General features: G+C 41.1%; 15 protein-coding genes and 1 rRNA gene. 12 read left to right on the plus strand and 4 right to left on the minus strand.

Annotated features, from left to right (window positions below):
* Positions 1 to 175: 175 nt before the first annotated feature.
* A 16S ribosomal RNA gene (locus MuYL_RS19075) occupies positions 176 to 1,697 on the minus strand.
* A gap of 741 nt (positions 1,698 to 2,438) precedes the next feature.
* Between MuYL_RS19075 and MuYL_RS19085 the strand changes: the two genes are divergently transcribed.
* The 10 genes from MuYL_RS19085 to recN all read left to right on the plus strand — a co-directional run bounded on the left by MuYL_RS19085 (position 2,439) and on the right by recN (position 13,351).
* Positions 2,439 to 2,975: a DUF1572 family protein gene (locus MuYL_RS19085; protein WP_094572072.1), complete on the plus strand. Its 537-nt coding sequence runs from the start codon at positions 2,439 to 2,441 to the stop codon at positions 2,973 to 2,975.
* A 210-nt stretch (positions 2,976 to 3,185) separates the two neighbouring features.
* Positions 3,186 to 4,115 carry an outer membrane protein assembly factor BamD gene (locus tag MuYL_RS19090; protein WP_094572073.1) on the plus strand — a complete coding sequence of 310 codons (930 nt, stop codon included), beginning with the start codon at positions 3,186 to 3,188 and terminating at the stop codon, positions 4,113 to 4,115.
* A 6-nt stretch (positions 4,116 to 4,121) separates the two neighbouring features.
* Positions 4,122 to 4,460, plus strand: coding sequence for a DNA-directed RNA polymerase subunit omega (locus tag MuYL_RS19095; protein ID WP_094572074.1), 339 nt, complete (start codon positions 4,122 to 4,124; stop codon positions 4,458 to 4,460).
* 107 nt (positions 4,461 to 4,567) lie between these two features.
* Positions 4,568 to 5,767 carry a bifunctional phosphopantothenoylcysteine decarboxylase/phosphopantothenate--cysteine ligase CoaBC gene (gene coaBC, locus MuYL_RS19100; RefSeq protein ID WP_094572075.1) on the plus strand — a complete coding sequence of 400 codons (1,200 nt, stop codon included), beginning with the start codon at positions 4,568 to 4,570 and terminating at the stop codon, positions 5,765 to 5,767.
* Positions 5,764 to 6,657 (plus strand): type IX secretion system protein PorD, encoded by an 894-nt coding sequence (gene porD, locus MuYL_RS19105; protein WP_094572076.1) that lies wholly within the window; start codon positions 5,764 to 5,766, stop codon positions 6,655 to 6,657. Before coaBC ends, porD begins: the two co-directional genes overlap by 4 nt.
* Before the next feature lie 203 nt (positions 6,658 to 6,860).
* Positions 6,861 to 7,232, plus strand: coding sequence for a BlaI/MecI/CopY family transcriptional regulator (locus MuYL_RS19110; RefSeq protein ID WP_094572077.1), 372 nt, complete (start codon positions 6,861 to 6,863; stop codon positions 7,230 to 7,232).
* 103 nt (positions 7,233 to 7,335) lie between these two features.
* On the plus strand, positions 7,336 to 9,345 hold the full coding sequence (locus MuYL_RS19115) for a M56 family metallopeptidase (protein ID WP_094572078.1): 2,010 nt from the start codon (positions 7,336 to 7,338) through the stop codon (positions 9,343 to 9,345).
* A gap of 32 nt (positions 9,346 to 9,377) precedes the next feature.
* Entirely contained in the window at positions 9,378 to 9,773 is a 396-nt protein-coding gene (locus tag MuYL_RS19120) for a hypothetical protein (protein ID WP_094572079.1), read from the plus strand.
* 33 nt (positions 9,774 to 9,806) lie between these two features.
* Positions 9,807 to 11,453 carry a M56 family metallopeptidase gene (locus MuYL_RS19125; RefSeq protein ID WP_262493690.1) on the plus strand — a complete coding sequence of 549 codons (1,647 nt, stop codon included), beginning with the start codon at positions 9,807 to 9,809 and terminating at the stop codon, positions 11,451 to 11,453.
* 221 nt (positions 11,454 to 11,674) lie between these two features.
* Positions 11,675 to 13,351: a DNA repair protein RecN gene (recN, locus tag MuYL_RS19130; RefSeq protein ID WP_094572081.1), complete on the plus strand. Its 1,677-nt coding sequence runs from the start codon at positions 11,675 to 11,677 to the stop codon at positions 13,349 to 13,351.
* 330 nt (positions 13,352 to 13,681) lie between these two features.
* Here recN and MuYL_RS19135 read toward each other — a convergent pair whose 3' ends face one another.
* A complete protein-coding gene (locus MuYL_RS19135; protein WP_094572082.1) occupies positions 13,682 to 14,272 on the minus strand; it encodes a hypothetical protein in 591 nt (196 codons plus the stop codon).
* Positions 14,262 to 14,732, minus strand: coding sequence for an RNA polymerase sigma factor (locus MuYL_RS19140; RefSeq protein WP_094572083.1), 471 nt, complete (start codon positions 14,730 to 14,732; stop codon positions 14,262 to 14,264). The genes MuYL_RS19135 and MuYL_RS19140 overlap by 11 nt, the downstream gene beginning before the upstream one ends.
* A 397-nt stretch (positions 14,733 to 15,129) precedes the next feature.
* On the opposite strand from MuYL_RS19140, the gene MuYL_RS19145 reads away from it, so the two are divergent.
* Positions 15,130 to 15,942, plus strand: a complete 813-nt coding sequence (locus tag MuYL_RS19145) for an enoyl-ACP reductase FabI (RefSeq protein ID WP_094572084.1) — start codon at positions 15,130 to 15,132, stop codon at positions 15,940 to 15,942.
* 129 nt (positions 15,943 to 16,071) lie between these two features.
* Here the strand turns inward: MuYL_RS19145 and MuYL_RS19150 are convergent, their stop codons facing one another.
* Positions 16,072 to 16,464, minus strand: a complete 393-nt coding sequence (locus MuYL_RS19150; protein ID WP_094572085.1) for a hypothetical protein — start codon at positions 16,462 to 16,464, stop codon at positions 16,072 to 16,074.
* 203 nt (positions 16,465 to 16,667) lie between these two features.
* Between MuYL_RS19150 and MuYL_RS19155 the strand changes: the two genes are divergently transcribed.
* The gene (locus tag MuYL_RS19155) at positions 16,668 to 17,792 is read left to right on the plus strand and encodes a carboxypeptidase-like regulatory domain-containing protein (protein ID WP_094572086.1); all 1,125 of its coding nucleotides are present in this window, start codon (positions 16,668 to 16,670) and stop codon (positions 17,790 to 17,792) included.
* The last annotated feature ends 55 nt before the right edge of the window (positions 17,793 to 17,847 follow it).

The raw sequence follows: 17,847 nt of genomic DNA on the forward strand, positions 1-17,847 counted from the left end.
TCCTTTTGTTTCGTTTTAATTAGTATTTGATTAATGACTTCGACCTTGATTTGTCTTTCAACTAATCGCTGATCTCTAGTCTCTAATCAACTAATATATAAGAACCTGGTCATGTAGCTAAACAGCTTCCGCTGATACTTAACTTTTTAGAGAGAGTTTGTGGATACTGCTCCAGAAAGGAGGTATTCCAGCCACACCTTCCGGTACGGCTACCTTGTTACGACTTAGCCCCAGTTACCGACTTTACCCTAGGACGCTCCTTGCGGTTACGCACTTCAGGTACTTCCAGCTTCCATGGCTTGACGGGCGGTGTGTACAAGGCCCGGGAACGTATTCACCGCAGCATTGCTGATCTGCGATTACTAGCGAATCCAACTTCACGGGGTCGAGTTGCAGACCCCGATCCGAACTGTGAACAGCTTTTTGAGATTGGCATCCTGTTGCCAGGTAGCTGCCCTCTGTACTGCCCATTGTAGCACGTGTGTAGCCCCGGACGTAAGGGCCATGATGACTTGACGTCGTCCCCTCCTTCCTCTCTATTTGCATAGGCAGTCTGTTTAGAGTCCCCACCATTACGTGCTGGCAACTAAACACAGGGGTTGCGCTCGTTGCGGGACTTAACCCAACACCTCACGGCACGAGCTGACGACAGCCATGCAGCACCTAGTTTCGTGTCCCGAAGGACTTGAGCGTCTCTGCTCAATTCACTAACTTTCAAGCCCGGGTAAGGTTCCTCGCGTATCATCGAATTAAACCACATGCTCCTCCGCTTGTGCGGGCCCCCGTCAATTCCTTTGAGTTTCACCCTTGCGGGCGTACTCCCCAGGTGGAATACTTAACGCTTTCGCTTTGACGCTAACTGTATATCGCTAACATCGAGTATTCATCGTTTAGGGCGTGGACTACCAGGGTATCTAATCCTGTTTGATCCCCACGCTTTCGTGCCTCAGCGTCAATCATACCATAGTAAGCTGCCTTCGCAATTGGTGTTCTGTGACATATCTATGCATTTCACCGCTACTTGTCACATTCCGCCTACCTCTAGTACATTCAAGCCCATCAGTATCAAGGGCACTGCGATAGTTGAGCTACCGTCTTTCACCCCTGACTTAACAGGCCGCCTACGCACCCTTTAAACCCAATAAATCCGGATAACGCTTGGATCCTCCGTATTACCGCGGCTGCTGGCACGGAGTTAGCCGATCCTTATTCTTACCGTACATTCAGCTCATTATACATAATGAGGTTTATTCCGGTACAAAAGCAGTTTACAACCCGTAGGGCCGTCTTCCTGCACGCGGCATGGCTGGTTCAGGCTTCCGCCCATTGACCAATATTCCTTACTGCTGCCTCCCGTAGGAGTCTGGTCCGTGTCTCAGTACCAGTGTGGGGGGTCATCCTCTCAGATCCCCTAAACATCGTAGCCTTGGTAAGCCATTACCTTACCAACTAGCTAATGTTCCGCATGCCCATCCTTATCCTATAAATATTTGATTATTCCCTGATGCCAGGGTAAAATGTTATGCGGGCTTAATCTCTCTTTCGAGAGGCTATCCCCCTGATAAGGGTAGGTTACATACGTGTTACGCACCCGTGCGCCACTCTCATGGAAAGCAAGCTCTCCAATCCCGTCCGACTTGCATGTATTAGGCCTGCCGCTAGCGTTCATCCTGAGCCAGGATCAAACTCTCCATTGTAAAATGTTTTGTTTGTTCACTGACCCTATTATTAATAATAGAATCTGTATATAATTATCTTTATACAGTATCCCTCTTTCTCTCTTCGTCTCATAACAGTGTGTTACCGTTACGCTACATGATTATCCAGTATCTTATAAGAACTTGCCGCCTTTCTGTCTCAGTCAGGCTATATGCTTTCGCAGCTTCCGCTGCTTAACTTTTCACTTTTTATCGGTCCGGAAATCGCTTCCTTCCCTGCCTTCCACTCCCGGAATCACTTCCTTCTTTTTTCGGCTCTTTCGCCCCTTTCTTTTGGGACTGCAAAGGTATAAACCTTTTTTATTCTGGCAAACTTTATTTCGTTTTTATTTTGTCGCCCTTTTCTTTCCCCGCTCTCCCCCTTTTTCCTTCCTCGTTTGCGGGCTGCAAAGATGTGACTTTTTTTATTACTTGTCAAGAGATTTCTTGAAAAAAATCTAAACTTTTATCCCTCCTTCAGCATCCCTTAACACATTAAAAACATAACACTTTGTAAATCAATTGAAAGAATAAGCAGTTAAACCTTAATACTTATATATTATTAATTTCGTCATGAATAAAATACAGCTTGCATGCCTTATTTTTAAGGATAAGTGCATTCTTCTTTTAAATTTTGTGTTATATAATCGTGAAACGAATTAAAAAAAACTGAAATTACATCCTGTTTACCAGGCCAGGTATCTTCAGAAATTAAAAAAGCACCAAAATTAAAAGCATCTTATGGAAAGCGGAGGTAATAATTACTTATCAAGTGTTAAAAAACAGTTTCATTATTATCACAATTTGGCTGACCGCGCTATTGAAAAGCTATCCGACGAACAAATACACTGGCAATACAACACAGAATCGAATAGTATCGCTATTATAATGAAACATGTCGCGGGCAACTCTATCTCGCGGTGGACTGATTTTTTAACCACCGACGGTGAAAAACAATCGCGCAATCGTGATATGGAATTTGAAGATAACCTTACCTCAAAAGAGAAACTGTTGGCTTTATGGCAAAAAGGATGGCAATGTATATATAATAGTATAGACGAACTTACCAGCGAGGATCTTATGCATACTATATATATACGGGGGGAAGCGCATACCGTAATTGAAGCTATCAATCGCCAGCTGGCACACCTCCCCTACCATGTAGGACAGATGGTATATATCGCTAAAATGATTTCCGCAGAAAATTGGACTTCGCTTACTATCCCGAAAGGAGAATCAAATGCATTTAACGCAAAAATCAGTAAAAAGCAACCCTAGTTTGTTGAATGCCTTAAAGTATCCCGCGCTCACTGTTAAAAGATGTTAAATCATACCCATATATATAGTGCAGGCAAAACAAGCGTCATATATTAGCCGGTAATTACCCGTGCCCCGCCCGTTACCTGCCTCAAGGGGCAATATTGCCGGGGGCAGGGGCTATATAAATAAATAATTGACTGATTTATAATATTCAACTATCTTTGCAAAATGTTTAAAAAACAACTAACGTTATTAGCCGGTGTATTTGCTGTATTAATGATTATACTGGGCAGTTGTAAAAGTAAATATGAAAAACTGAAGGCCAGTAACGATAATGCCAAAAAATACTCGGAAGCTATTAAATTATATAATAAAAGAGAGTACACTAAAGCGTTAGGTTTATTTGATGACCTAACGGTACGTTACCGCGGTCATGAAGGTGCCGAGGACCTGTTTTATTATAATGCTTATGCAAATTATAAACTAAAAGACTATACCGCAGCAGGCTATCACTTTAAATCATTTGCCGATACTTATCCTTCAAGCCCAAGGGCTGAGGAGTGCCGGTTTATGTACGCTTACTGTTTATACCTTGATTCACCGATATTTTCGCTTGACCAGGCAAATACCAGCAAAGCTATTGATGGTTTACAGCTATTTATAAACCTGTACCCTAAAAGTGACCGTGTTGCTGAAGCCAGCAAACTGATACAGACCCTGCGCGATAAACTTGAAACGAAATCATATTCAAACGCCAAGCTTTATTTAACCATTGGTGATTACCAGGCTGCAGTTATTGCTTTTAACAACACCTTACGTGATTACCCTGATACGAAATTTGCTGAAGAGCTTGAATATTTAACCATTGAAGCACAATACCAGTATGCAAAGCACAGCAGCGAGTTTTACCAGGAAGACCGTTTTGGACTAACGATGACCTACGCAGACCAGTTTGCTGAGAAATATCCAAAAAGCAAGTTTGTACCTGACGCAAACAGGTATAAAAAATACAGCCAGGACGGCATAGCTAATACCAAAAGGGTACTTGCTGAAGCGCAAAACAACGAGAAGTTGTTTAGAAAAATCTCCAAAAAAGATTCTGTAAAAACGCAGCCCCCTTCTGAAAAAGGAAACGACGATAAAAAGATCCCAAATTAAAAAGATATGAACGCTAATAACAATACAGTTACAAAGCCTGCTGTTGCAAGCAGCACAGTAACCCGCGATTTACGTGAGTTAGATGTAAAAACCGACAATATTTATGAGTCGCTTGTAATTATGTCAAAAAGAGCTAACCAGATCTCGAACAATGTAAAAGAAGAATTGCACCAAAAGCTTTCTGAATTTGCGTCATCAAACGATAACCTGGAAGAAGTTTTTGAAAACCGCGAGCAAATTGAGATCTCTAAATATTACGAAAAACTTCCAAAACCTTCTTTGGTAGCTATCCAGGAATTTTTAGAGGATAAAGTTTATTACCGCAACCCGGCTAAAGAACAATAGTCCTGGTTCTCCCAAAGGGGAATAATTAAGGCAAAGTATAAAAAACTCCTATCAGGGAGTTTTTTTGTTTAATTTTAAGTTTTATAACCCTTTTTAGGGCCCGGGGCATGCAAGGTAAAAACATTGTTTTAGGCATTTGTGGTAGTATAGCAGCATATAAATCGGCAACGCTGGTACGGCTACTGGTTAAAAACGGAGCAAACGTAAAGGTGGTCATGACGCCCGATGCCACTAATTTTATTACGCCACTAACGCTATCCACATTATCAAAGAACCCTGTACTGGTTGATTATTTTGTCCCCGAAACAGGCGAGTGGAATAACCACGTTGAATTAGGCCTATGGGCTGATATTTTAATAATTGCGCCGGCCAGTGCCAATACCCTTGCCAAAATGGCCACCGGCCTTTGCGATAATTTATTGATGGCGGTTTATCTGTCGGCAAAGTGCCCGGTATATTTTGCACCGGCGATGGACCTTGACATGTGGAAGCATAGCGCGACACAGGATAATATCAGCAAACTACAATTGTTCGGAAACATCCTTGTGCCGCCAGGCACAGGAGAACTGGCCAGCGGCCTGCATGGGGAGGGACGAATGGCTGAGCCTGAAGAGATAGCTGCCTTTATCAATACAGATCTCAAAAAAAAACTTCCCTTAATTGATCAAAAAATAATGGTTACCGCCGGCCCAACCTACGAGGCTATTGACCCGGTTCGGTTTATTGGTAATCACTCATCAGGTAAAATGGGCTTCGCTATTGCTGATGAACTGGCTAAGCTGGGGGCCGACGTTACTTTGATAGCAGGGCCATCGGCACAAACAAGTAAACAAAAAAACATCACGCGAATAGATGTTGTTTCGGCGGCCGAAATGCTGGAAGCCTGCCTGCAAAACTTCAAAAACTCAACCGCCTGTGTAATGAGCGCCGCGGTAGCCGATTATACCCCGGTTAACCCGCTCAATCAGAAAATCAAAAAGCAGGAGAAAGGTTTTACTATCAATGTTAAAAAAACAACCGACATTTTAGGCGAGCTGGGTAAAATAAAACAACCCGGCCAACTGTTGGTAGGCTTTGCCCTGGAAACCAATGACGAAGAAAAAAATGCGGTTGGCAAGCTGCAAAAGAAAAACCTTGATTTTATTGTATTAAATTCGCTAAACGATGAAGGTGCGGGTTTTAAAAAAGATACCAATAAAATAACCATAATAGATAGCAACCTGCAAACAACAGCATACGGCCTTAAAAGCAAAGAAGATGTTGCCCATGATATTTGTACCAAAATTGTTGAACTTATAAAAAAATGAAAGCACTTAGCATTTACATCCTGTTAGCTTGTTTAGGCTTTAAAGCCATTGCACAAGATTTAAATGCACGCATTCAGGTGGTTTCACCTAAAATACAATCAACTAATAAAAGAATTTTTCAGCAGCTTGAAACAGCCATGAAAGATTTTTTGAATGGCCGTAAGTGGAGTGCCGATGTGATTTTACCGGCAGAGCGGATTGATTGTACTTTTATTTTAAATATAACATCATGGGACGGTAGCAGCGCTTTCAGCGGCGAGCTGCAGGTTCAATCGTCAAGGCCCGTATTTGGAGCCACCTACACATCAACCTTGTTAAACGTTAATGATAAGGATGTTGATTTTACTTATACCGAAGGGCAAAGCATTGACTACACCGACCAAAATTTCCAGGGTAATTTAAGTTCGATAATGGCCTTTTATGCTTATGTTATAGTAGGTATGGATTATGATTCGTTCTCAAAATTGGGTGGCACGCCTTACTTTGCGGCAGCACAAACGGTAGTAACTAACGCGCAAACGTCTTCAAATAAAGGTTGGAAAGCATTTGACGGAAACAACAACCGCTATTGGCTGGCCGAAAACCTGAATAGCAAACTTTACCAGCCGTTACGCGAATTTGTGTACGACTACCACAGAAATGGGCTCGACCAGATGTCAGACAACGTGAATAATGGCCGAAAAGCTATTTCAGACCTGTTACCCACTCTGGCACAAGTTGACCGGCAGCGCCTTGGCAGCATGTTCCCGCTGGTATTTTTCACAGCAAAAAGCGATGAATTTGTCTCCATTTTTTCCAAAGCCGATCCGCAAGACCGCGTAAAAGCCATGAATATCCTCAGCCAGGCAGACCCTGCAAACGGGCTTAAATACCGGGCCCTACAGAAGTAATAGCAGTTATAAGCAACTTCATATTTAACGATTTTATCGTTGATAGCCGAAAAGCTGTATCGCTTAAAAGTCTGTCATTTTTTAAATTTTTCTGCAACATTCTCTTCTCCCCACGCGTCTTTTCAAAAAAAGTTCACGAATAATTTGCAAATACGAAATCTATCGTACATCTTTGTACGAAGATATTCGTACAACTATTTAAAATGGAAATAAAACCAACGGAAAGCGAGCTTGAAATATTACAGGTGATTTGGAAAAAAGGCCAGTGTACCGTGCGCGATGTGCATGAGGAATTAGCAAAAAATAAAGATGCCGGCTATACTACCACTTTAAAATTGATGCAGATAATGCATGACAAGGGTTTGGTAGAGCGCGATACATCTGCAAAAACGCATTTGTATAAAGCACTGATCACCCGCGAACAGGCCCAGCAAACCGCCATTGATAAAATTATATCAACTGTATTTAAGGGGTCAACGTCCGACCTGGTGATCCAGGCGCTTGGCCATCACCGGGCATCAAAAGACGAAATTGATGCTATAAAGGACTATTTGAAACAGTTTGAGGGGAAGTGATTAGAGATTAGAAAAAAACAGGTAATAAATCATAAAAAGTAAACGACTCGAGCCACGGGATAGCAACCAATCTCTAACCTCTAGTCTCTAATTAACTAAAACAATGCAAACTATATTGTACAACATAAGCCAGATTTTAGGCATCACCATTATCCACTCGCTGTGGCAGGGGTTGCTGGTGTACTTTATTTTAAGGATAGCTTTTGCCGGCATCAACTCTTTAACAGCCGTAAAAAAATACAACCTGGCTATTGCTGCCATGCTCACCATATTGGTATGCTTTGTTTATACTTTATTTACCGAGTTCAGGGCGTACAACTGGGTTACCATAAAACCCGGTAATGCGTTACCATTGCTTCCTTATTTAAATTTGCCTGCTAATTCATATTACCAACAAAACTGGTACTATGCTATTTCGCGGTACCTGCCTTTTATATCAGCCATATACTTTACAGGCCTAACTATAAATATCGCCCGGCTCGCTACAGAATGGAATAAAATAAGGCAAATAAAGCTATCTGTACTACCGGCCGGACAGCTACAGCAGTTAACAACTATCTATGCAAAAAAGCTTAATATCAGTAAACACGTCCAAGTAAAATTCAGTGGACTGGTGGATGTACCCTGTGTATTTGGCTATATTAAACCCCTGATACTTTTACCTGTTACCATATGCGTCAATTTATCGGCCGATGAAGTTGAAGCTATTTTATTACACGAGCTTTCGCATATAAAACGCAACGACTACCTCGTAAATCTGCTGCAGCAGTTTATTACGGTACTACTTTTCTTTAACCCTTTTACCCAATTAATTAACAGAATTATAAATCAGGAAAGAGAAAACAGCTGCGACGACCTCGTTGTCGAAAAAACCGGCGAACCTTTAATATATGCACAGGCTTTAATAAAGCTTGAGGAAACCAGGGGCTCAAACCTGCAACTGGCGCTGGCAGCTACCGGGCAAAAATTCCACCTTTTAAACAGAATTGAAAGAATTATGAAAACTCAAAAACACATTGGCAGCATCCGTCATTTAATTATAGCATTGTTTTTACTGGCCGGTACGGTTAGCTGTATTGCCTGGTTTAATCCGAAAACCACTAGTGGTAAAACCACAATCGCAGCTGTAAAATCATCTTTAACAAGTGATATCAAATTTATAGCACTTTCTTCTTCATTTGATTCTACCCAGCATTTATTGCTTGTTGATACTATAAAAAATAAACACAACAGAAAACTTGCTGCCAAGAGCAAAAAAACAAAAGCCGAAAAAACTGCAAAAACCAACGAAGATGAGTTTTTTGGAGAAAATTATGATGGTGATAGTGATGCTCCTGATTCGGTAAAAAGATTTTTCAACAGCCCGCAATGGAAAAATCAAATGGAAGCCATCCGCAAACAAAGTGATGAAATGAAGAAACATTTCAATAGCCCTGAATGGAAGGCCCAGGTACAGCAGATGAAAAAGCAGGGAGAGTTGATGAAAAAGCAATTCGACAGCCCCGAATGGAAAACCCAAATGCTTGCAATGAAGAAACAGGGTGAAGAAATGAGAAAACATTTTGACAGCCCTGAATGGAAAAACCAGATGGAGCAAATAAAAAAACAGAGCGAACTGATGAAAAGACAGTTCGATAGCCCCGAATGGAAAAACCAGATGGAGCAAATAAAAAAACAGAGCGAACTGATGAAAAAACAGTTCGATAGCCCCGAATGGAAAAACCAGATGGAGCAAATAAAAAAACAGAGCGAACTGATGAAAAAACAGTTCGATAGCCCCGAATGGAAAAACCAGATGGAGCAAATAAAAAAACAGAGCGACCTGATGAAAAAACAGTTCGACAGCCCTGAATGGAAAAACCAGATGGAGCAGGTAAAGAAGCAAGGCGAGCTGATGAAAAAACAGTTTGACAGCCCCGAGTGGAAAAGCCAAATGGAACAAATGAAGAAACAAGCCGAGCTGATGAAAAAACAGTTTAACAGCCCTGAATGGAGAAAGAACATGAAAGGCAAAAAATGGATCTTAAAAGATTCGGTTGGCGGAATAAAAACCTATGAGCCAAAGGATACCGATGAAAAGAATGATCAGACTGTTAAAGAAGACCAGAAATAACCAGGATAACATTTACGCTGAGCTTTAATACAATGCAAAATATTTTGTACAACATCAGCCAGGTTTTGGGGATCACGATAATCCATTCATTATGGCAAGGCTTGCTGATATATTTTGTGCTTAGGCTAGCGTTAATGTTTTCGGGAAAATTGTCTGCTTCAAAAAAGTATCTGTTCGCAGCAGTAAGCCTGTTAGCTATAACCGGTTGGTTTTGCTACACGTTTATAAACCAGATAAATATTTACAACTGGTTGGCTATAGCGCCTTCAAAGCTACCCATATTGCCGCTGCTTGCTGAGTTGCCGTCGGGCATCGGCCAGTTTAGCGATCAAAGCGTACGCTATTTTTATAGTATTGAAGAATATCTTCCCTACATAGCAACTGCATATGTTATCGGTTTGTTGTTCAACACCGGCAGGCTTATTTGAGCCCATAAAAAAACAAACGCTATAAAGCAAAATATAGGCAGTGATGCTGCCCTCCAGCATACTGTAAATAAGTTTACGAAGGTGTTTAATATCCCAAAAAATGTAAAGGTAGGTTTAAGTAAACTGGTTGATGTGCCCTGTATGGTTGGCTATTTTAAACCCGTCATCCTGTTACCATTTGCTTTAACAACCTATCTGTCAACAGATGAAATTGAGGCCATACTATTACATGAGCTGGCCCATATTAAACGTAATGACTACCTCATAAATACGCTGCAGCAGGTTATTTCAGTGCTGCTATTCTTTAATCCATGTGCCCTGCTTATCAATAAGATAATAAACGAAGAACGTGAGAATTGCTGCGACGACCTGGTTGTAAAGGCCACCGCAGACCCGATCACCTACGCAAAGGCTTTATTAAAGCTGGAGCAAACCCGCCAAAACGACTGGCAGCTAGCGCTGGCCGCAACAGGCAACAAGTACCAATTATTAAACAGAATTGAAAGAATCATGAAAACTAAAAAACAACCACCAAGCCTGCGTCCAACATTGTTGGTCGTGCTTATATTAACCATTGGCATAGGCGCCATGGCGCTGCTTAACCCCGAAATAGCGCAAGGGAAAATATCTATAAAAGCAGTAACTCCAATAATTAACAATATACTGGCGGATACCGGCCGGAAGGCCGCGGTGAAAAAATCAGCGCATTTAAGGCAAACATACGCTGTAAAAAAATCAACCCACACCATTAACACCAATGGGAATGTTATCGGCACGGATAGTTACGCTGATGAAAATGGCGACAAAAAGCTTGATGCCTTAAACGCAGAAATACAAAAACATTCAAAGGCAGTTACCCAATATTATCAGAGCGATGCTTTCAAGCAAACCCAACACGATCTGGAACAGGATGGTAAACAGGTACAGGATTTTTATAGCCGTCCTGAGCTGAAAAAACTTCAGGATGAGTTGTCAGCGGCCAGCAGAAATTATTCGAAAAACTTTGGAGAGAACGACAAGATGAAAGCCATAACCAACCAAATGAGTGAAAAAGGCCGCCAGATTAGCGCTTATTACAGCACACCGGAGTTTAAAAAACTGAACAATGATTTGAAAAAGAAGTACGGGATCCCGGACAACTATAATTACGACGACCGTGACCGCGAAAGTTCTAATTATAAAAAATACCAGACTGAACTGGAAACGCATATTCCTGCCAGTGTTAAAACAACACAGGACGAGCTTAAAAAAATGGGAGAACAAGTAAGCGCTCACTATGAGTCACCGGAATTTAAGGCGCAAAACCTACGGATCCAAATGTTGGGCGATAGTTTAAGAAACGCTTACAACAACCCCGAAGTAAAAGAAAAACAAAAGGAAATGGAACGATTGGGCCGCCAAATGGACCAGCTGCAAAATAATCCCGAGATTAAGAATGAACAACGGCTACTGGAACAGGCAATAAAAAAGATGACTGCTTACATTAACGGCCCTGAATACCGCAAATATCTTAAATCAAAAATGAACTTTAGTTTTGATTTTAACTATAATGACGGCGATAACAGATCGGAAAAGTTAGAAAAAGCTGATAAACAGGACCGGCACGAAAAAATTCAAAAAGCCGATAAAGCTGAAAGAAAAGAAAAGGCAGATAAATCAGAATCGTCAGATGATCTTTAATAAGTTCAATCTCTTGTTTGTCCATAAGTAACAATTGAAAAGCCTGCCAACCCCTTTCGTTTAAAGATGGAAGGGGTTTCCTTATTTAAAACGCATTCAGCAACCGCAACCTGTTAAACAAACAAAATGTTAAAAAAACAAGTCGTCAGGTGGCCACCTCCATCTCACTTAATCAAACAAAACCCTTAATTTAGTACCTTCAAAAACAGGGGTACTTTTTTATGCTTCAGAAGCTCAGTATTAGTAATTACGCTTTAATTGACAACCTTGAGATCAGTTTCGATGGTGGTTTAAATATCCTTACAGGGGAAACCGGCGCAGGTAAATCGATCATCTTAGGTGCGCTTTCGCTTATTTTAGGCCAGCGGGCTGAGAGCCGCTATTTTTTTAACCAGCAAAAAAAGTGCGTTATTGAAGGTACATTCAAAATAGGCGCATTTCATTTAAAAAACTTTTTCGAGGATAACGATCTCGATTATGAGGTCGAAACGGTTTTACGGCGCGAGATCTCGGCTGATGGAAAGTCACGGGCGTTTGTAAATGACACCCCGGTTAATTTAAATTCGCTTAAAGCACTGGGCGAAAAACTCATAGATATTCATTCGCAACATGCTACCCTTGAAATTAACGATCCCGGGTTCCAGCTGCTGGTTGTTGATGCCGTTGCAAAACATGAAGAACTGCTGACCGATTACCGGGCCAAATTCAGGACGTATAAAAAAGACACTTCAAAATTACAGCAATTAATAGCCGAAAGCGACAAAGCAAAGGCAGACCTTGATTATTACCAGTTTCAATTTGAGGAACTGGAAAAGGCCGGGCTTTCGGCAGACGAGCAGGAATTGCTGGAACAGGAACTTTATTCGCTCAATAACGCCGGCGAGATTAAACGAAACCTGCAGGGTGCCTTTTTTTTAATGGAGGACGGTGAAGCATCAGCCATTATACAGTTACGCGAGGCTGCACACCAGCTTTTATCCCTCGAAAAATTCAATCGGCAAATTGCTGAACTGCACCAAAGGCTGGATAGCGCCACGATAGAGTTAAAGGATATAGCTGCCGAAATAGAGAACATTGAACAGCGCACACATACTGATGAGGCCAGAGCCGAAGAAGTAAATACCCGCCTCAGCCTGATTTATAACCTGCAAAAGAAACACCGTGTTAACACCAACGCCGAGCTTTTGCAGCTGCAGGAAGACCTGTCGGGTAAAATACAGCAGGCTGTGTTTGGCGATGAAGCCATTGAGAAATTAAAATCAGCGCTTGATAGGGATAAAACAGCGCTTGAAAAACTGGCTGCACAGTTATCCGCAAACCGTACAAAAGTGATTCCATCCATTGAGGAACGGGTTTTAAAAACGCTATCCGAAATGGGAATGAATAATTCCAGTATCAAGATAGAGATCACGACGCTTGCCGCTGACAATGCCCAGTTTGGCGGTTTAAGTGCTGACGGACTTGACAGGGTTCGTTTTTTGTTTAGTGCAAATAAAGGGCATGCTTTGTCGGAAATGAGTAAAGTAGCATCAGGCGGCGAGCTTTCGAGGCTGATGCTGAGCATTAAATCACTGATCGCGCAAAACACTGCGCTTCCAACGATAATATTCGACGAGATAGACACCGGCGTATCCGGTGAGGTAGCTAACCAGGTTGGCCAGATAATGGAAAAACTGGCTAATAATTTACAGGTAATAACCATAACACACCTGCCGCAAATTGCCAGCAAGGGCCAGAGCCATTACTTTGTTTATAAGGATGATGAGGCCGCAACCACTTATACCCGCATTAAACAGTTAAATAAAGAAGAACGGATTTTAGAGATTGCCAAAATGCTGAGCGGTGATAAACCCGGCGAAAGTGCGTTGCAAAATGCAAAGGAACTTTTGGGGCAGTAGTTTCTTTCGAAATCACTGTCATTATCTTTTAAAACCATAATTTTTCACAGAATGTTTGTTTTTTAAGGTGTTCAAGAGGGCTTCGCCGTTCATTTAATTTAACGTGAGTTCGACATAAGCAAACGGTCAGGTCACCTACCCCCTTCTACAACAGCGTTGAGATGTAGCACAAGTTTTTGAATCCACGCCGGCAAAGCGTTCCATTTTTACAAGCGGAACACCCGGAACAAAGTGAAACATATTGATTATTAGGTATTTACATTTTAGTCGCTTTGTAAATTACTGATAATGAACACTGTAATCAGAAACGAAAATGCCTTTATTGGAATTCTAGTCTAACAGTTGTTTATTCACAGCTTCCAACCTGTTAATAATATCATTAATAGCGTTTTGCTGCTTTTCAATGGTTTTGGTACGGATATAAAACCAGTTAAAGGCTATCCAGGCAAACGTTATTCCGTAGGCTGATAGTTGAAATATTAAGCTTCCCCGACCGGCATACTCAATCATATAAAGAAAAAGGCCAATTGATAAAAAGATGAAATAACCTGTGAGCATCGTTTTATTTAAAAACTCCTGCTTTTGTTTAATACGGATCATCTGTTCTAAAAAATGCTGGCTGTCTGTTTCTTCATCCGTCCTGGCCAATAGCGGGAACATCTGGTTGGTTGAGATCAAAAAGGATATGATCGCAAGAATAACCAGGGTAAGTCCAATTTTGGTAGTGATTAGTTGCGGATGGTAATGCCACCAGATGAATATCATAAATATGATGGTTAATGATAATATGATATTACCCCGCCAAATCTTATTCCGTATTTTTCGATTGAGTTGGTCAGCCTTTGCAAAAATCTCACTTACATCGGGTACGGTGGCTTTTCCGCTGCTCCACAGCTGTTTAAAATCTATGTTATCGCTCATATTGTTTAAATTTTTGAGTCAGCTTTTCTTTTATCCGGAATATTTTAACCCGCACGTTACTTTCAGATAGTCCGGTTATTTTGGCGATCTCTGCTTGCTTAACATCTTCCAGTTCCAGTGAAATAATAATACGGTCGGTTTCGGGCAGCTCCGCAATACATTTATACAAAAGTTTGCTTTGCCATTCCCTATCCGGATCTGCTTTATCTTCAATCTGTTCCGGCAACTCAGTTTTGGGCATCCGGCTTTGCCTTTCTATTTGCCGCAGGCAGTTGTTTGATGCTATCCGGAAGATCCAGGTACCAACGGCCGATTCGTTCCTGAATTTTGGCAGCTGCTTCCATATGATGATAAAAGTTTCCTGTGCAACATCTTTTGCCCAATCGGCATCATTAACATAACCCATGCAGATCCTGAATACCTTGTTCCAATAGTCGCGGTATATATCTTCAAACAACATAATGAGCTATTTTGCAAATTGCTTAAGTTGTCTATCACATAAAAACTTATTTTGATAGCCAATGGCGCTAATATCCTTTATTCCTTTCACCCTTACTGTGTTTGTTTTTGAAAGTTAGATACAGGAATATGTAGAATGCTACATTATTATTGATTTATTTTACCCGTTGCAAATAGAGCCGCCGCAGGCAGCCACGCCCGCGTTCTAAAAATTAATTTAATTTTCATTATTGATTGAGATTTTTATCGCTTCTATAAATTTACATTCTTACGTGCTTTGTGTATGGCAATGCTTAATCAGTTCGCAAGCGCCTTATGTTTTATTTTGCCTTTGAGGGCGAAAATTCTCAATACCAATAATTAATTTTAATTTTAGCGCGCTAAACAAAATAATTAAAATGGCTTACAACTTATTAAAAGGTAAAAAAGGAATAATTTTTGGCGCTCTGAATGAGCAATCAATAGCCTGGAAAGTGGCACAGCGCGCTGTACAGGAAGGTGCAGAAATTATTTTAAGCAACGCCCCTATTGCACTTCGCATGGGCGAATTAAACAAACTGGGTGAAGAATGTAATGCCCCTATTATTGGTGCCGATGTTACCAGTAATGACGACCTGGTAAACCTGTTCACCAAATCGCAGGAACATTTTGGCGGCGGCGTGGATTTTGTATTGCACTCCATAGGGATGAGCATTAACGTGCGCAAAGGTTTACCTTACCCTGAAAACAACTACGATTTTACCCATAAAGGTTTAGATATATCAGCACTTAGCTTACACCGTGTATTGCAAACCGCCATGAAAATGGATGCTATAAACGAGTGGGGATCTGTACTGGCCCTTACTTACATTGCTGCACAGCGTGTGTTCCCCGATTATAACGATATGGCCGACAACAAAGCTTACCTGGAAAGCATTGCCCGCAGCTTTGGCTACTACTACGGCAAAAAGAAACATGTACGCATTAATACCATTTCGCAATCGCCTACCCGCACTACAGCAGGATCAGGCGTTAAAGGTTTTGATGGCTTTATAAGCTATGCAGAAAAAATGAGCCCGCTGGGCAACGCCAGCGCTGATCAATGTGCCGATTACTGCGTTAGCATGTTCTCTGACCTTACCAAAATGGTAACTATGCAAAATCTTTTTCACGATGGTGGTTTCTCCTTTACAGGCGTAACCCAGGAAGTGATTGAGCAAATGGAGAAATAAAGATCATTTTTTATTACGGAGCCTGGTTTTCCTGCAGGTCTTCAAAAAGAAAAAATCCTGTGAAAGCGTATGCTCACAGGATTTTTTTTGGTCTTCCGGAATTTTAAGGCTGCCGGACTACGCTAATTTCTAATTGGATTCGATCAGTAATAGTTTTACAGTCGTATCATCGGGTCTTGTAATGGGTGTAATACCATCTGACGATTGAGCATACAGCGCAATACTACCCTGGTTATGGGTGTAGCTGTACGATATCCCCTGGTAAACTTCAGGAACCTGCTCATACACACCGTCGGTAAATGAAAAATAAACCAGTACACCGCCATGGTCATTAAAATAGCTGTCAATTTCAGGCGCATCTATGATTGCAGAATATGTTTTCCCGCCGTCAGTAGTAGTCCATGCAGCTGATTTAACAGTCAGCAAAATGGTTTGATTAGGATTGGGAGTAATATACTTTTTAGTACATGAAGATGCCGCCAATACTATAACGCAGCCAATGATTGATAAGATTCTTTTCATAAGTATGTTGTTAATTTATATATAAGAACAACGTTATTAAAAAAGGTTTAATATAAATAATAATTTTTTTTGTCACCCGTCAAAAATCCTGGTTAACAAACCACAATTATTTAATAAGCAGCAAATTAAGGTGCAAAAATCAAAGACGAAGAAAGTTAAAAATATTTCTATTTTTGCTTAAACTAATTACTTAGTTAATTTATATGATAAAATCGCTTCTTTTTATTTTGTTTTTACTCCCGCTTGCCGGTTTCGCGCAATATGTAATTAGTGGGAAGGTTTTAAACAGTACTGATAAAACACCCGTAGCAAACGCCAGCGTTTTTTTAAACAATGCAGTTGCGGGCAGTAAAACAGATGACAAGGGCATTTTTACCATAAATGGCGTAAGGCCGGGGCAGTATGACCTGGTGGTATCAAGCCTGGGCTATGAAACCTCGCACCAGCAAATTATGGTTAGCGCCGATATTAAACTGCCGGATATCAACTTTCAGCCCAAAGTAATGATGTTGCAGGAAGTCCGCATCAAACCCAAAGGCAACTGGTCAAAAAACTATGAAAAATTTAAGCAATATTTCTTCGGTAACTCGGAGTATGCCAGGCAATGTAAAATAGTGAATAAAAATATAGAAGCTATTCTTGATCTTGATTATGACAGTAAAACAAGGGTATTCACCGCCCATTCGGATGATTTTTTAGAGATAGAAAATAAAGCGCTGGGGTACACCATCAAATACCAGTTACAGGAGCTTAAAAGTGACGGGGTGAGCAATATTAACTACTATGCGGGAACGGCTTCGTTCGGGGAACTTGCCGGTTCAAAATCGCAAACACGAAAATGGCAAAAAAACCGGCTAAGTGCCTACCAGGGTTCAAGCATGCACTTTCTCCGGTCAGTAATTGCCAACAGATTTCCCGCAGAAGGGTTCAAAGTACTTCGCCTGATCAGGAAACCTGACCCTGAATACAAAGGCCCGGGTGCGACCTTCAAAAGCACCCTGGTTAATATCCCGCTTGATGTTAATGATTTTGTGAAGCTTACCGATGTGCAGGGAGAATACGCCCTTACCTTTAGCGATTGCCTGTACGTAATGTATGATAAAAAACGAGCCCATTTAAAACAAAATGAATCCAATGCGATAATAAATACACCGCAGTTTCTGGATGATCCCTTAACAACAACGGTAATTTTTAACGAGAAGAATGCCTTTTTTGACAATAATGGCATTATCATCAATCCACTAAGCGTTCTTTTTGACGGAAACTGGGGGCACAGGTTAATAGCCGAACTGTTACCCGTTGATTATGTGCCGGAAAGCGGTGATTAGAGGTTAGAGATTGTATTCGAACTAATCTCCAATCACTAACCTCCAATCTCTAACA

This window comes from Mucilaginibacter xinganensis (genome assembly GCF_002257585.1).
GTDB classification, from domain to species: Bacteria; Bacteroidota; Bacteroidia; order Sphingobacteriales; family Sphingobacteriaceae; genus Mucilaginibacter; species Mucilaginibacter xinganensis.

Excerpts from the sequence above, each read along its gene's own strand:
- MuYL_RS19085 (WP_094572072.1), top strand. The coding sequence starts at position 2,439 with ATGGAAAGCGGAGGTAATAATTACTTATCAAGTGTTAAAAAACAGTTT.
- MuYL_RS19090 (WP_094572073.1), top strand. The coding sequence starts at position 3,186 with ATGTTTAAAAAACAACTAACGTTATTAGCCGGTGTATTTGCTGTATTA.
- MuYL_RS19095 (WP_094572074.1), top strand. The coding sequence starts at position 4,122 with ATGAACGCTAATAACAATACAGTTACAAAGCCTGCTGTTGCAAGCAGC.
- coaBC (WP_094572075.1), top strand. The coding sequence starts at position 4,568 with ATGCAAGGTAAAAACATTGTTTTAGGCATTTGTGGTAGTATAGCAGCA.
- porD (WP_094572076.1), top strand. The coding sequence starts at position 5,764 with ATGAAAGCACTTAGCATTTACATCCTGTTAGCTTGTTTAGGCTTTAAA.
- MuYL_RS19110 (WP_094572077.1), top strand. The coding sequence starts at position 6,861 with ATGGAAATAAAACCAACGGAAAGCGAGCTTGAAATATTACAGGTGATT.
- MuYL_RS19115 (WP_094572078.1), top strand. The coding sequence starts at position 7,336 with ATGCAAACTATATTGTACAACATAAGCCAGATTTTAGGCATCACCATT.
- MuYL_RS19120 (WP_094572079.1), top strand. The coding sequence starts at position 9,378 with ATGCAAAATATTTTGTACAACATCAGCCAGGTTTTGGGGATCACGATA.
- recN (WP_094572081.1), top strand. The coding sequence starts at position 11,675 with ATGCTTCAGAAGCTCAGTATTAGTAATTACGCTTTAATTGACAACCTT.
- MuYL_RS19135 (WP_094572082.1), bottom strand. The coding sequence starts at position 14,272 with ATGAGCGATAACATAGATTTTAAACAGCTGTGGAGCAGCGGAAAAGCC.
- MuYL_RS19140 (WP_094572083.1), bottom strand. The coding sequence starts at position 14,732 with ATGTTGTTTGAAGATATATACCGCGACTATTGGAACAAGGTATTCAGG.
- MuYL_RS19145 (WP_094572084.1), top strand. The coding sequence starts at position 15,130 with ATGGCTTACAACTTATTAAAAGGTAAAAAAGGAATAATTTTTGGCGCT.
- MuYL_RS19150 (WP_094572085.1), bottom strand. The coding sequence starts at position 16,464 with ATGAAAAGAATCTTATCAATCATTGGCTGCGTTATAGTATTGGCGGCA.
- MuYL_RS19155 (WP_094572086.1), top strand. The coding sequence starts at position 16,668 with ATGATAAAATCGCTTCTTTTTATTTTGTTTTTACTCCCGCTTGCCGGT.